Origin of the sequence: Bacillus sp. ISL-18 (assembly GCF_018613415.1) — a bacterium.
In the GTDB taxonomy this organism is placed as follows: Bacteria; Bacillota; Bacilli; order Bacillales; family Cytobacillaceae; genus Neobacillus.
The window spans coordinates 1-13,403 of sequence record NZ_JAGGQG010000008.1 but is presented as its reverse complement, the minus strand read 5'-3'; the positions used below and the strand labels follow the sequence as shown (position 1 = coordinate 13,403).

The following is a 13,403-nucleotide window of genomic DNA, read 5'->3' as shown; positions in this document are numbered from 1 at the left end:
ATGGCTTAAGATTAAAAAAAGTGCATTAAATCCCCGATTAATGTACTTTTTTTATCCTGTTCACTTTATGGTAACTAGCTGGAAATGTAATTAGCTGATAAAGTGACCTTTACTCCACCCATTGCTATAGCTTGTTACATATTGCAATCAGCGATTGCATCTTTTAAAGGATTATTTGGACGTTTAGTAAAATACTCATGTATTGCTTTAATCACGAAGAAAGTCGTCCTTTTTCCCCACTCTTCTTTAGTTTACATAACAATATTTTAGTTAACTGTAATTTCTGAGTTAACTAAAAAGGTCTGCATTCGAATTATGATGCAGACACGTTTTGTTTTTCATTATGAATTGGTGAAATTATTTCTCTCTGAGCTGTTGCGTGGTCTGAGGAATATCTGCTTAAAGTCCACTTCTAACAGAATAAGTGATAGAATAATCAGCATCCCCCCAACAACTAGCTCTGCCGTAACAGCTTCAAAACCAAACGCTACTGAAAAAATACTTCCAAACACTCCTTCAAGCATCATAATTAATCCCGCAGTTGTTGCAGAAGTATGCTTTTGAGCTAAAACCTGTACTGTCTGACCAACAAACGAACAGATTATTCCCATATATAACAATGGCATGATGGCAACAGACCAATGGATAGTTGTAAGTTGTCCTTTCTCTACGAAGAAGAAAAAAAACATCCCCCCTATTCCTTGCACAACTGCAAGCATAAAAGCTAGAATGCTGCCATCTGTCTCTCTTGCTCCGTAGCTGAGATATACAATAGAAGCTGCATAGAAAAACGCACAAATAAAAGAATATACGTCACCTATATTAATGGTTATTGCGTGGTTAAATATTCCAGCTAAGATCATCATTCCAAGTAAACAAAAGGCAATGGAAACAAAGCTTTTTACAGGGAGTTTCTTTTGATAAATACCCCAAGCCAAGAAAGGTATAATGACCACATATATGGATGAAATAAACGCATTATTGGATGGAGTCGTATACTCAATACCAATTGTTTGCGTGATAAACCCTCCAAAATTAAGCAATCCCGCAATTAGCCCAATTTTGAAGTCCTTAAAGGTCATATTAACTATCTTTTTATAAAAAAACATAAGAATCATCACAACAAAGAGTAAGCCTCGGAAAAAATTGATGAATCCCGCAGATGCGTGTGCATCTAGAGCTATTTTTGTAACAACAAACCCTGATCCCCAAAGTGCCGAAGTAATCAATAGGAGCAGGTTTGCCATGGATTTTGTCATTTTCAAAAGTTGTTTCCCTTTTTCTTTTAAATAAAAAATCCCGCCTCTTAAAAAGTAAAGAGACGGGAACGATTTACTCTATACAGTTTTCATTGATAATCCAACGATAATTAGTAACGGAATTAATTTTCCGACATACCTCATATAGGTTTTGGAAGTTTTTAAGATGCATTGTTCTTTTATAATACCATAAGCTTTCGTCTCTCCCCAATAATTCTTCTTTATAATCTCCACGATTAAAATCATGGGGTTCAGGATTTTTTGGTATTTCTTCGGACATCATCGTACTTTGTGGCTCTTCCTTGTCTGAAGTTGGCTCTACTTTGGACATAACCTCACTCTTTTGGCTCTTCCTTGTCTGAAGTTGGCTCTACTTTGGACACAACCTCACTCCTTTGGCTCTTCCTTGTCTGAAGTTGGCTCTACTTCGGACACAGCCCCGTTCTTTTGGCTCTTCCCTGTCTGAAGTTGGCTCTACTTTGGACACAACCTCACTCTTTTGTCTATTCCTTGTCTGAAGTTGGCTCTACTTTGGACACACCCTCACTCTTTTGGCTCTTCCTTGTCTGAAGTTGGCTCATCTTCGGACACACCCTCGCTTTTTTGGCTCTTCCTTGTCTGAAGTTGGCTCATCTTCGGACACAGCCCCGCTCTTTTGGCTTTGCCTTGTCTGAAGTTGGCTCATCTTCGGACACAACCTCACTCTTTTGGCTCTTCCTTGTCTGAAGTTGGCTCATCTTCGGACATAATCTTGCCTTTTTAGCATTCCCATGTCCAATGTTGAATCGATATTTATCAAGGGAAAAAGCAATGAAATATATAAACGTGAATTACCACTTGCATTAGCAGCTATTCTTACGGAGATAGGTTCTTATTCGACAAGTACCCTAATCTAGAACAATTTTTAATCATAATTAACTTTATGTCCGCCTATCCTCAGTTTGTTAGACAAGAAAGTTGGGGAACCTTCCACCATTTTTCATACTGATAATTATCTAAGATGTATGTCACAACTAACATAGGAACTTTATCCATCTCAAAGGCTTCTCTATTCGAGTTTCAAATTTTTTTACCCATTGATAGATTAATTCCCAACAAAATATTAAAAGCAGTGCGTTTTCGCTTACGAAACCCACTGCTTTTATATTTGTTTTTATAGATATTTATCATAGTAGTAAAGGACATGATGAATAGGATTATTCTCCAAATCCATTCCATTATCCATTCACTTTTTGTTCAATGATAGTAACCAATTCCTCAATAATATCATTCAAGGACATCTTACTCGTATCTTTATTTAGTATTATAGATGTTTTATATAAACATTTCCTCTTGTTCATTCATAACAAAAACCCCCCATATACTTTTCTAACTGTCTTAACCTTATCCTTTTTTAAACTTTCAAATGTATCAAAAAAAGCAGCGTGCCAGTGAAGGTAAAGCTGCTTTTTTTGTGCCATAAACAATATTACTTAACAGGAAGAATTCATCTACTTAAGAATTGTTTTTCTTAAATTAGTACATTATTTATTTCCAGGAATCAGTATACGTAAGCTATCTTCGAATCGTTGTGCAATATTTTGATGAATGTTTCTAGTTTGCTTTAAATAATTGTCTGTGATAGCTTCCCAAGCGTTCCATGCTTCATTTGTAGATTCTATGAATGACTCACTATTTTGTTCAACAAGCTGCTCGGATTGTTCCATTAAGTCAAAGGCAGTGTTAAATGGAGTTAAATACAACTCCTCTAATTTTTTAGCTACCTCGTTTACTTGACCATTAAAAGATTCAGTCACTTCTTGAATTAATTCATTTGTTTTACCCATTGAGTTTTGGACTAAGCCATTCCGCAAATCGTTATTAATTTTTGTCGTTTGCTCATAAAGGCCCTTAAACGTATTTCGGTATACCCCATTGAACTTTGTTGTTTCCTTTATAGCTTTTAGGAAAAGATCTTGGCCTTGTGCTCTAAGTTCTCTATTACGAGATATTGCACCTTCAAATTGATCCCAAAATGTTTCAATAAATGACTCTGAAACATAGCTTGTTTCTCCTTGCGACTCTACTTCTTGGAACTCAACTTTTGGCCCCTCTACTATTGTAACCTCTACTTTTTTTACTTCCTTTTTTTGAACTTCTTCTTTTGGTTCCATTACCTTTTGTGCCATTTTCATTCCTCCTCATGTTCTTTGTTAAATTTCTCTATTTTTTCCCCTCCTATGAAACGAAGGTATGTAGAGTCCAATAATCTTGGTTGTGCTTTCATTTAACGAAATTACTATATATGTATTTTACATATATCAGTTATAATTAGTCAATTAACAAGAAAAATAAAATAAGAAAATTTTAATTATTTTATAAAAGCCTTGTAGACCCGAATGACTTCCAAAAACCACCAGGCTTTTACTTGGGCTATCAATGGCACAAGCCGCAGATAAGACCAATAACCCTTGTCGTACATTAATGATCTTTAAATCTTTTCATATATATGAGAAAAAAAGGTTGGTGCTTGTCTTCAACTAGTATAGAATGGGAAAATCTACTTTATTACGCATAACGCATGTGTAGGGCTGATCAACCGCTGTTCACGGCAGGACCTTATCACAAGAACGAGTAACCCTGATGATGAACGGAGTGTATTAATTCAATTAACCTTACATGGGGAAGAAATTTTGCAAAGATTGTCTGAGAGTCATTTGGAGGAAATCCTGGGGTTCTATTTTTTGCAATGAAAATCAACCAAATTATTATGACGCAAATCACGCTCGTATTAGTGATGCTGTTGATAATCCAAAGTTGATAATTAAAGAAGTATAAAGGGAGCTGACATATTTTATCAACTCCCTATTTAGATATTGCTTGAAGGAAAAACTCTTCCGATTTTAAATTACATTGTCCTGGTATTCCTTTTTAACCGATTTTAACTGAATCGAATCCCAATTTGTTCGATAAAAGCGAATCATCACGCTTACTCCAAATACCGTGAGATAAGAGTATAAGGCGATCCATGCACCCATACTGCCCCAATCGAGCATAAACGTGAAAACATAACTGAGTGGAACAAAAAATAACCATCCCAATAACAAAGAGATTTTTAATAAAAACGATGTGTCCCCAATTCCTCTAAGACCACCGGCATAAAAATTTAATAGTCCGTCAAACAATTGTAAAAATGCCGAAATCATCACTAATTCTGCGGCTACTTTATAGACTTGGACATCATGGGTATAAATTTTCGCAATCGGTACTGCCCAAAAAAATTCAATCATACCTAAAATCAATAGAAAAATACACCCTAAAATGGCGGTGTTTGTCCCTGCTTTTCTTCCTAATTTGGGGTTCTTTCTCCCGATTTCTTGACCAACCAGAATAGTTGCTGTTGATCCAAACGCAAAAGCGGGCATAAATCCAAGACTCATGACACTTAAGGCCACTTCATTGGCTGCTAACGCATTGGTCCCTAATCTTGTCACAAATGCTGTAAAGACAAACATGGCCATAGCCATCGAAAATTCCTGTATTCCTAATTTGGCACTTTCAGCAAAAATTAGTTTTCCTTCTGCTCGATCGAAGGCAATTCTTGTGCGTGTTTCATATTTTTGGTGCAATTTTATGAAATAGAAATAAGCGCAAATAAGAAACGTAACCAATTCTCCCATATAAAAGGCAATCCCTGCCCCAATCAAACCTAATTTAGGAAGAGCAAAATGTCCATAGGTTAGCCCATAAGTAAGAAAAATCATGACGGCTCCACCTAATATGGTACTAATCATCGGAATTTTGGTATCTCCAATCCCGCGAAGAAATCCATGAATAACAAAGGTAAAGATTGAAAATACCATCGCAAAGAAACGAAATTGAAGATAACTTTTCCCTTGTCTAATCATCTCAGGTGAACTTCCCAACAGCTTAAAAATCGCTTCTGGAAATAGTAAACCAACCACTAACACCAGTGTCGCAGCGGCTATACAAAGATAAAAAGCGATATAGGTACGTTCCACGCCTTTTTTCATGGTATTGGATCCGTAATTTTGAGCCACTAAATAATTGGTCGTATGTCCTATGCCTGAAAATAATGCCCAGGCATTATACATAATAATGTTCGAAACCCCCACGATCGCAATCGCCAGAGCACTTAATTGACCCACTAATATCAGATTGATGGTCCCTGTAAGTGTCGAGGAAGCAAAGGAAGCAATCGAAGGTATGGCAAGCAGTAAGATCTTTTTCCATTCTTTCAACATGTTGTAATCCCCTATGTTTTTTTAGATGAACTTTACGATTTAGGGAAACCACCTTGCTCCATCCATTTAAGCGATGATCCACTCCCTATATAATAGATATTCTATAATGTATCCATAATTCCTCCTATACTTGGTACCTATTAACTTGTTCTATTTACTCACTAAAGTATACAAAAGAAAGACTGCTGCCCCCCACATGACTAAGGCAGATAGTTTATTTAACACCAACAAAAAGTTGCCAGATTGATCAAGCTTTCCAGTCAAACGCCCCATCAGTGAAAGTCCAAAAAACCAAAGCCATGAAACCAAAATACAAGCAAAAGCAAAGATTACTTTATCTTCCCCTTGATACCTTATTGAACTTGTGCCAATAACACCCACAGTGTCCATGATTGCATGAGGGTTCAGTAAGGAAACCGAGGCTGCAAACACTACTTGTTTCTTTAAGGAAAATTTATTCCTGCTTTCTTCACTTACATTACTTGGTTTACTATTCCATGTGATCCATCCCATATAGAGTAAAAAAATACAACCTGCTCCAATTAAGATCATTTTTATCCAAAATGAACCTAAAATCAGAAATGAAACACCCAAAACAGATACCAAGATTAATAAAGTGTCACACAAAGAAGCTGTTAGGATGACTGGTAGTGCCTGAACAAATCGCGGCTGCAGGGCCCCTTGATTAAAAACAAACACATTTTGCACGCCAAGGGGTAGGATCAGCCCTAGCGCAAGAATAAATCCATGAAAAAATGGTTCTAACATTCTAATTTACGCCCTTTCTTGTATCGATCAACGAGTCTTATTTTAGTAGGAAATTTTGCTTTTGTCTCCAACCAATTGGATGGAATCCAAACCAACCAAGTTATATAATAAAAACAAAAAGGAGGACCAACTTATGTTTAACACCGATTGGAAACCAAATAAATCATCACCAGTACCATTACATAAACAAATAACAGACTTTATGAAAGAAAAAATAGCCAATGGCGAGTGGACAATCGGCTATAAGCTCCCTCCCCAGCGGACGTTGGCCAAACGTTTAGAAGTCAATCGAAGCACCATTGTAACCGCATATGACGAATTAATAGCCGAAGGACTTATCGAGGGAAAAAGCGGCAGCGGCACAAGAGTCATAAACAACACGTGGAACCTGTTAGCTACTACCCCGCCTCCTGATTGGAATTCGTATGTAAAGTTCGGAACTCACCAGCCAAACTTGCCAACGATTCAAGAAATAAATCATGCTGAATTTACTCCGAACATTATTCGTCTAGGAACTGGAGAATTATCTCCAAATCTAATCCCTAGCCAATCTATGAAAAAAGTTTTTCAGCAATTGTCAAATAAAGAAATTTCTTATGGCTATGAAGAACCAAAGGGATTGCTGCCCTTACGAGAACAAATCGCAACCTATTTGAGGACCATAGGAATTCATGCTTCTCCTTCTTCCATTTTAATCGTGTCAGGTGCATTACAGGCCCTACAGCTTATAAGTGTGGGTTTATTACATAAGGGTTCTACCGTACTAACAGAAAAGCCATCCTATCTTCATTCGTTAAATGTCTTTCAGTCAGCAGGTATGCGTTTAATGGGGATTCCTATGGACAAAGAAGGAATTCAAACCAAGCTAATTCCAGCATATAAAAAACAACAAAATGCTGCTTTACTCTATACCATCCCAACATTTCATAATCCTACTGGGACCTTAATGACTTTCGAAAGACGTAAACATTTACTAGATACTTGCCAACAAGAACAACTGCCCCTAATTGAAGATGATGTGTACCGGGAATTATGGCTGGATGAGATTCCGCCAAAACCCATTAAGGCTTTTGACAAACATGGACTTGTCCTTTATTTGGGAAGTTTATCGAAATCGTTAAGTCCCGGTCTTCGTATCGGTTGGATTGTGGGTCCAGAACCAGTAGTGGAGCACTTAGCCGATATTAAAATGCAAACCGATTATGGATCTAGTTCTTTATCACAATGGGCAGCTGCTGAATGGTTTTCCAGTGGACTTTACCATGAACATCTTCAAGAAGTAAGAAAACAACTGAAAACTCGACGAGATTTTACGTTAGCTACTTTGAACAAGTATTTTTCTGATCTTGCCGTTTGGGATAAACCAACTGGAGGATTTTATATTTGGCTGCGGTTGTTACCGTCCATTTCGATGAGAAAAATATTTGAAATGGCCCTTACAGAAGGAATTTTACTGAATCCAGGAAATGTTTATGATCATCAAGCCGAACAGTTTCTTCGTATTTCCTATTCATTTGCATCTCTTCCAAGTATAGAAGATGGTCTTAAACGCTTATCAAAAATAATCAAATTAATAGCCAAATAAGGGCTTCATTTGAAGCCCTTATTTCAGTAAATCTCCTTAAACCTATATTTTTTTGTTGCATTTACTATAAAAATGATATAAATTAAATTTAATCTAATATTATTGCATTTGCAATAAAAACATTCATTTAAAAGGACTGAAAATAATGTATGCAAAAAGAATAATGATTGAGGAAGATTTAAGGGTAGCATTTGCTATTCGGAAACAAGTATTTGTGAAGGAACAAAGCGTTCCTCTAGAAGATGAATTTGATGAATTTGACACACTTAATGGGCAATGTCAACATATACTAGTCTATTTCAACGACCAACCAGTTGGGACGGGCAGAATAAGGGTTGTTGATCACTCTGGTAAGTTGGAGAGAATTTGTATATTAGAGCCATTCCGTAAATTGGGTATTGGGAAAGTTATTATCAAAGCCTTGGAAGATATTGCCGAAGAAAAAGGAGTATCCGTGGTTAAATTGCACGGTCAAACACAAGCAGAGGGTTTTTATAAAAAACAGGACTATCATACTTCTTCCAACGTGTTTATGGAAGATGGGATTCCACATATTTTAATGGTAAAAAAACTATTCAACAATGATGAACAGACAGTTTAAAACAAAATATATATTTTATGGATTAGGAATTCTTATCTTAACCCTTGGAATTTCATTCACTATACATTCAAACCTTGGAACGTCTCCTTTTGATGCACTCCTGGTAGGGTTATCTAAAAAGGTTGGTCTTACTGTAGGAAGTTGGGAAATCGTAATTGCCTTATTACTGATTTTTTGCAATTCGTTATTAAAAAGAAAAAGACCAGAATTTTTGGGTTTAATCACATCCTTTATAACTGGTTTTGGTATCGATATGTGGCTTTTCTTATTAAATCATTTCATGACACCTGAACAATGGTTCACCAAATTTGTTTTTTTCGGGTTAGGCTTAATCGTTATAGGATTAGGAACTGCAATCTATTTACAAACAAATTTTGCACCAATTCCTGTTGACCATTTAATGTTAATAATTCGAGAAATAACTGGAATGAGCATGATGTTCTCTAAAACATTAATTTATCTGCTATTCCTGACAATGGCTTTCATATTCAATGGACCAATTGGTATTGGTACTATCTTTACTGTTTGTGTGGGCGGTCCGATTCTTAATTACTTTATGCCATTGGTTACAAAAGGATTGAACACGCATACTGCGACTAATACAGCGACTACTAGTGAGAAAGACAAAACTCATTCTGTTTAGAATGGGTTTTAATTTTGTTCTTCATCTAAACTGTTCCGCTAGTTCAATAAGAAATCAACATTGTTCTTTAACAGAGCCATTTTAAATAAAAAAGCTACCGTTTGTGGTAGCTAATCGACAAACAAAAAAATGCTATCATTTGACAATTCCCATCGAATTCAGTGCTTGGCGTAGAGTGGAATAGGTAGAAACACCATTAAATTCGAGTCCTAGCTGTACTGCTGTTTGTGCGATCTCAGGTCTAACTCCTGAAAGAGTAGATGTTACCCCCATTAATTCCAATCCTTTTATCAGTTGAAAAATTTGATGTGCTACCATTGTATCAATCATGGGAACGCCTGATAAATCAATAACAAGAAAATCCACTTCCAGATGAGCACACTGGTTCAATGCTTTTTCAAGCATTACATTTGCCCGTCTTGTATCTATTTCACCCACCAGAGGAAGTAACGCTACCTCGTTAGTAAGAGAAATAACCGGAGAACTTAACTCCTGAATAAGTTCCCGTTGCGCAGATAGTTTTCTTTGCAGATAGTATTGATGCTCTTCGACAAATCCTAACATAACTTTATCAAAAGCTTTTACAATCACTCGATTCCAGCTATCGATCACTTCATTGGAAAACTGATCCATATGTAGAGCGACAAAATCTTTAATATAATCGAGGTACTGTTCCCGAACCCTGAAAAATTCTCTTAACATAAAATGAATGGGTGTCTTTAAATGCTGGGGATCTTGCGCAATCGAATGGATCCATTTTTGAAATTCTTCTACGAACGCTGTTTCCTCTTTAATAAAAACCTCACAAAGATGTAAATGAAAATCAAAGTTTTGTTTTTTTAGAGTATTGATTACGTTAGGGTCATCCGAGGCATATACTCCTGAAGGGTCATTTTTATTTAGAGAATTATACCATTCCTCTGTTAGATCTCTTGCCTTAGCCAATAGAAACGAATGTAATTCTTTATTTCTATGCAACTTCAATACCCCTCCATCAACTCATTCTAATAGTAAGTAAATTTTACCTTATCTTATCATTTAAGTCTTCTGCATGCACCTATTTGTTGTACTTCCTGCCATGTTCATAAAGATTTCTACATACATCCCTTTTCTAGCAATTTATGTTAAAATTTAGTAAAAAGGAGATAGATGATGAAGAAGAATATTTTCCCCCTATTTTTAGTGCTTGTTGGTGTAATAGTCGGTGCACTTGGTTATTATTTCTTTACCAACATATTTATCCCTAATATGATGTAATCTGAAGCTTTTTCTATGAATCAGACAACTTAGATATATTGAATAGTTAGACGGGAAAAACCGTTTCTTTTTTATGTTCTAATGAGAATGGGAACGTTGCTGAATCCTTTGAATACTTCGATGATTGCGGTTGCGCTTTCTCACGAGAAGAAATAACACTTTATAGGTAAAATATCCATTTTATGTTATTGTTTAAATATACAGATAAATTCAAGGGGGAGACAATAACTTATGAAGATAATCATAAACATCTTAATCACTTTAATTGTTTTATTAGGGTTGAGTCTTAGCTTTACTTACCTTACTCATACAAAATTCATCGACTATTCGTTTCTTGTTGGAATGATTGTATCAATCATTATTTGGTTTTCTACCTCTAAAGGTGGTTTTACATCACGGCTTACGGATATGACCGTTCAAGGAACAACGGGAATGAAAATGGAAGGACAGAACTTTGAATTCAAACCTACTATTGCTTTTTTCACATCACTTTCTTATACCATTATCACATTTGTCGTAATGCTATATCATTACCGAAGTTATTTTTGAAAGTAAGATTTTAGCTTAGTTTTCTTCACAACTCTCCCACCATCCCACAAAAAACGCTTTTCTTGTCTGCCTACTATCTTCTTAAGTTAAACTGCACCTATACTTCAATAAAAGTAAGCTATTCTCCTTCTTGAAGAATAGCGCCCGATTGTTGAAACTATGGCTAAAAAAAAGCTACCCAAAATATAGGGTAGCTCTATTAATTAAGATTTATCTAAGGTTACTATTTTATCGACTGACCACATCAATAATAAATTCTGCACCTGTAATAAATCTTGCCTCATCCGAAGCTAGGAATAGCACTGCATAAGCTACATCTTCTGGTTTCCTAAGTACCTTAATGGAATTCCTGATGTAAGTTCATTTTTAACCTCTTCATTAGAAGTATAATTACTTATCATTGGGGTTTCAATAAAACCTGGTTTCTCCATGATTTCTCCATACCAGAAGCAGCACCTAACAATAGCCGTTTTATTTTGTAATCTCATAATATACTTACTCCCCTTATCCGATAAAAAATGATAACATATATGTCCATTTTAAGCTGCTCTTGTTTTTGCTGTCTTTGGAAAGTGGTGTTAACTGGGGTGACATTGGTTTTATTTTCATTTTTTATCAAGGGAACTCCTGCATGATTGCAGGCTCTTTGCTTCTTCTTACTATTCACGGTACATCGACGGCGGCATGGATTTTCCTTTCTTTATCGGTACTTGGCTAAAGCAACGGATTTAACCATCTTGGTTTGCAGACAGCCCTTTATTCGTTTGTTCCACCAGCCGAAACGGTTAAAACAAACAGGAATTGTGCCCAACATGGTGAAGCGTAAGCCGGAAGTAAATTCCAATACAAGATATTACGACTGAAGAAACTATTCGGTCTTTTTGTTAAAAAACTATAATTTGAAATTATAAAAAAACGAGCATTCATCAACTCGATGAAATAAGTTACGTTCTGGAATCGTAAATTTTTAAATATCCGTTTACATTTATCCCTAAATGTTTTATTATCATTATTAATAATGATAATAAATAAAGCAATAAGCGATTATAAGCACGAAAAGGCAAATTTAATCCTGCATCTGATTTGAAAGGACTTGGAGTTGTTTTTCAGAAATACATTATTAAGACACCTGGTAAAGGCCGAAAACGGACGATTCAACAATTATAATCCCGAATGTGGGGAAAAGGAGCGGATTATGAGTTATAAAATCAAAGAAGAGAATGCTGTCATTCAAAGTGAAGTAAAACTTTCAGGTACACTTACCATACCGATTGGAACAAAGGAAGTTTATCCTGCTGTCCTGATTATCCCCGGAAGTGGCGGGAGTGACCGTGATGGCAACGTCCCAAAATTCAAAATGGGGATCTATAAAGATTTAGCTGAATTCCTAACAGGGCTCGGTTTTGTTACCCTGCGCTATGACAAACGCGGCACCCACCAAAGTGAGGGTGACGCCTATACACGTGGATTCCGGGACTTGGCAAACGATGCAACCGCTGCCCTTCGCTTTCTTAAACAGCATCCAAAAGTAAATGAAAACCAAACCATTATCCTTGGCCACAGTGAGGGGGCGCAGCTTTCACCAGCGGTTTATGTCCAGGAACCGTCTGTCGGAGTGATCCTTTTATGTGGTGGGGCGATGCCTATGCAGGAAATCATAAACTGGCAGCGCCAGCAGGCGTATGATGCCTTAAATCAACTTGGCGGATTTAAGGGGTGGCTGATTCGGACATTACATGCAACAGAAAAAGCAAAAAAGACAAATGCTAAATTTGATAGAAAAGTATTGAACAGCACTGCGGAGACCATGAGGGTATTCGGAAAGAAATTTCCCGCTAAATGGCTGCGAGAGTTTTACCAATATGATGTATTTACAGACCTTCGCCAAATCACCTGCCCTGTTCTTGTTATTGCCGGTGAAAAGGATTGCCAGGTACCGCTCGCTGCCTGTGAACAAGTTATTCCTTCTGTGTCAGGTGAGGCGGAATTTCATGTCATCAAAGATATGACTCATATTTTAAAAAGCTGGACCGGCATCATGGACGCCTCTAACCCTTTGAAAATTTATAAGCAGCTGTTAGAAGAGCCCCTTCCAGAGGAATTTAGGAATTGCTTGTCCGCGTGGTTGGGTGACCATATTTTTGGTAAAGATATTGACAGCAAGCAGATTGTTGGCAAATAGAGAGACTATCTGTCATGGTTTTGACAAAAGCCAAAATTACAAATCTGTAAATCTTCCAATTACCTGAATCAATACGATTTATTAACATTGATTTGTGATATCCCTAGGGCTGTTCAGGGGTTATAAACCTTTCTTATCTGTCGGAGCTCCGCCTTCGTGGTGCGTACAGGGGTTATGAATCTTTCTTATCTTTCGGAGCTCCGCCTTCTTGTTGCGTACAGGGGTTATGAACCTTTCTTATCTGTCGGAGCTCGCCTTCTTGTTGCATACAGGGGTTATGAACCTTTCTTATCGATTAAGTCCATATAATTGTGT

At 36.7% G+C, this 13,403-nt stretch carries 14 protein-coding genes; 6 read left to right on the top strand and 8 right to left on the bottom strand.

All coding sequences use genetic code 11. From position 1 onward, the window contains the following. Positions 1-341: 341 nt before the first annotated feature. Positions 342-1,259 (bottom strand): DMT family transporter, encoded by a 918-nt coding sequence (locus J7E81_RS11685; protein WP_251028608.1) that lies wholly within the window; start codon positions 1,257-1,259, stop codon positions 342-344. Between the two features lie 73 nt (positions 1,260-1,332). Beyond that, positions 1,333-1,590, bottom strand: coding sequence for a hypothetical protein (locus J7E81_RS11680; RefSeq protein ID WP_215042375.1), 258 nt, complete (start codon positions 1,588-1,590; stop codon positions 1,333-1,335). 498 nt (positions 1,591-2,088) lie between these two features. On the opposite strand from J7E81_RS11680, the gene J7E81_RS31095 reads away from it, so the two are divergent. Further along, the gene (locus tag J7E81_RS31095; protein ID WP_308162203.1) at positions 2,089-2,247 is read left to right on the top strand and encodes a staygreen family protein; all 159 of its coding nucleotides are present in this window, start codon (positions 2,089-2,091) and stop codon (positions 2,245-2,247) included. A 535-nt stretch (positions 2,248-2,782) separates the two neighbouring features. Here the strand turns inward: J7E81_RS31095 and J7E81_RS11670 are convergent. The 3 genes from J7E81_RS11670 to J7E81_RS11660 all read right to left on the bottom strand — a co-directional run bounded on the left by J7E81_RS11670 (position 2,783) and on the right by J7E81_RS11660 (position 6,271). Then, complete coding sequence (locus tag J7E81_RS11670; RefSeq protein ID WP_215042374.1) at positions 2,783-3,433, bottom strand: hypothetical protein; 651 nt, start codon at positions 3,431-3,433, stop codon at positions 2,783-2,785. A 708-nt stretch (positions 3,434-4,141) separates the two neighbouring features. Beyond that, positions 4,142-5,503 (bottom strand): MATE family efflux transporter, encoded by a 1,362-nt coding sequence (locus J7E81_RS11665; protein ID WP_215042373.1) that lies wholly within the window; start codon positions 5,501-5,503, stop codon positions 4,142-4,144. A 150-nt stretch (positions 5,504-5,653) separates the two neighbouring features. Further along, positions 5,654-6,271, bottom strand: a complete 618-nt coding sequence (locus J7E81_RS11660; protein WP_215042372.1) for a LysE/ArgO family amino acid transporter — start codon at positions 6,269-6,271, stop codon at positions 5,654-5,656. Positions 6,272-6,404: 133 nt separating this feature from the next. Here J7E81_RS11660 and pdxR point away from each other — a divergent pair, with 133 nt between their 5' ends. The 3 genes from pdxR (at position 6,405) to J7E81_RS11645 (ending at position 9,100) form a co-directional block, all read left to right on the top strand. Further along, the gene (gene pdxR, locus J7E81_RS11655; RefSeq protein ID WP_215042371.1) at positions 6,405-7,856 is read left to right on the top strand and encodes a MocR-like pyridoxine biosynthesis transcription factor PdxR; all 1,452 of its coding nucleotides are present in this window, start codon (positions 6,405-6,407) and stop codon (positions 7,854-7,856) included. Positions 7,857-8,001: 145 nt separating this feature from the next. Beyond that, positions 8,002-8,457, top strand: coding sequence for a GNAT family N-acetyltransferase (locus tag J7E81_RS11650; RefSeq protein ID WP_215042370.1), 456 nt, complete (start codon positions 8,002-8,004; stop codon positions 8,455-8,457). After that, complete coding sequence (locus J7E81_RS11645; RefSeq protein WP_374104026.1) at positions 8,441-9,100, top strand: YczE/YyaS/YitT family protein; 660 nt, start codon at positions 8,441-8,443, stop codon at positions 9,098-9,100. Before J7E81_RS11650 ends, J7E81_RS11645 begins: the two co-directional genes overlap by 17 nt. Before the next feature lie 135 nt (positions 9,101-9,235). Here J7E81_RS11645 and J7E81_RS11640 read toward each other — a convergent pair whose 3' ends face one another. Further along, the gene (locus J7E81_RS11640; RefSeq protein WP_215042368.1) at positions 9,236-10,078 is read right to left on the bottom strand and encodes an STAS domain-containing protein; all 843 of its coding nucleotides are present in this window, start codon (positions 10,076-10,078) and stop codon (positions 9,236-9,238) included. Positions 10,079-10,588: 510 nt separating this feature from the next. On the opposite strand from J7E81_RS11640, the gene J7E81_RS11635 reads away from it, so the two are divergent. Further along, positions 10,589-10,906, top strand: a complete 318-nt coding sequence (locus tag J7E81_RS11635) for a hypothetical protein (protein ID WP_215042367.1) — start codon at positions 10,589-10,591, stop codon at positions 10,904-10,906. 228 nt (positions 10,907-11,134) lie between these two features. On the opposite strand, the gene J7E81_RS30540 is transcribed toward J7E81_RS11635, so the two are convergent. Next, positions 11,135-11,209, bottom strand: a complete 75-nt coding sequence (locus tag J7E81_RS30540) for a hypothetical protein (protein ID WP_308162202.1) — start codon at positions 11,207-11,209, stop codon at positions 11,135-11,137. Positions 11,210-11,217: 8 nt separating this feature from the next. Further along, positions 11,218-11,394 (bottom strand): hypothetical protein, encoded by a 177-nt coding sequence (locus J7E81_RS11630; protein WP_251028605.1) that lies wholly within the window; start codon positions 11,392-11,394, stop codon positions 11,218-11,220. Positions 11,395-12,101: 707 nt separating this feature from the next. Here J7E81_RS11630 and J7E81_RS11625 point away from each other — a divergent pair. Continuing rightward, positions 12,102-13,088: an alpha/beta hydrolase gene (locus tag J7E81_RS11625; protein ID WP_215042366.1), complete on the top strand. Its 987-nt coding sequence runs from the start codon at positions 12,102-12,104 to the stop codon at positions 13,086-13,088. Positions 13,089-13,403 lie beyond the last annotated feature (315 nt).

Excerpts from the sequence above, each read along its gene's own strand:
- J7E81_RS11635 (WP_215042367.1), top strand. The coding sequence starts at position 10,589 with ATGAAGATAATCATAAACATCTTAATCACTTTAATTGTTTTATTAGGG.
- pdxR (WP_215042371.1), top strand. The coding sequence starts at position 6,405 with ATGTTTAACACCGATTGGAAACCAAATAAATCATCACCAGTACCATTA.
- J7E81_RS11665 (WP_215042373.1), bottom strand. The coding sequence starts at position 5,503 with ATGTTGAAAGAATGGAAAAAGATCTTACTGCTTGCCATACCTTCGATT.
- J7E81_RS11625 (WP_215042366.1), top strand. The coding sequence starts at position 12,102 with ATGAGTTATAAAATCAAAGAAGAGAATGCTGTCATTCAAAGTGAAGTA.
- J7E81_RS11660 (WP_215042372.1), bottom strand. The coding sequence starts at position 6,271 with ATGTTAGAACCATTTTTTCATGGATTTATTCTTGCGCTAGGGCTGATC.
- J7E81_RS11645 (WP_374104026.1), top strand. The coding sequence starts at position 8,441 with ATGAACAGACAGTTTAAAACAAAATATATATTTTATGGATTAGGAATT.
- J7E81_RS11685 (WP_251028608.1), bottom strand. The coding sequence starts at position 1,259 with ATGACAAAATCCATGGCAAACCTGCTCCTATTGATTACTTCGGCACTT.
- J7E81_RS11670 (WP_215042374.1), bottom strand. The coding sequence starts at position 3,433 with ATGAAAATGGCACAAAAGGTAATGGAACCAAAAGAAGAAGTTCAAAAA.
- J7E81_RS11680 (WP_215042375.1), bottom strand. The coding sequence starts at position 1,590 with ATGTCCAAAGTAGAGCCAACTTCAGACAAGGAAGAGCCACAAAGTACG.
- J7E81_RS11630 (WP_251028605.1), bottom strand. The coding sequence starts at position 11,394 with ATGAGATTACAAAATAAAACGGCTATTGTTAGGTGCTGCTTCTGGTAT.
- J7E81_RS11650 (WP_215042370.1), top strand. The coding sequence starts at position 8,002 with ATGTATGCAAAAAGAATAATGATTGAGGAAGATTTAAGGGTAGCATTT.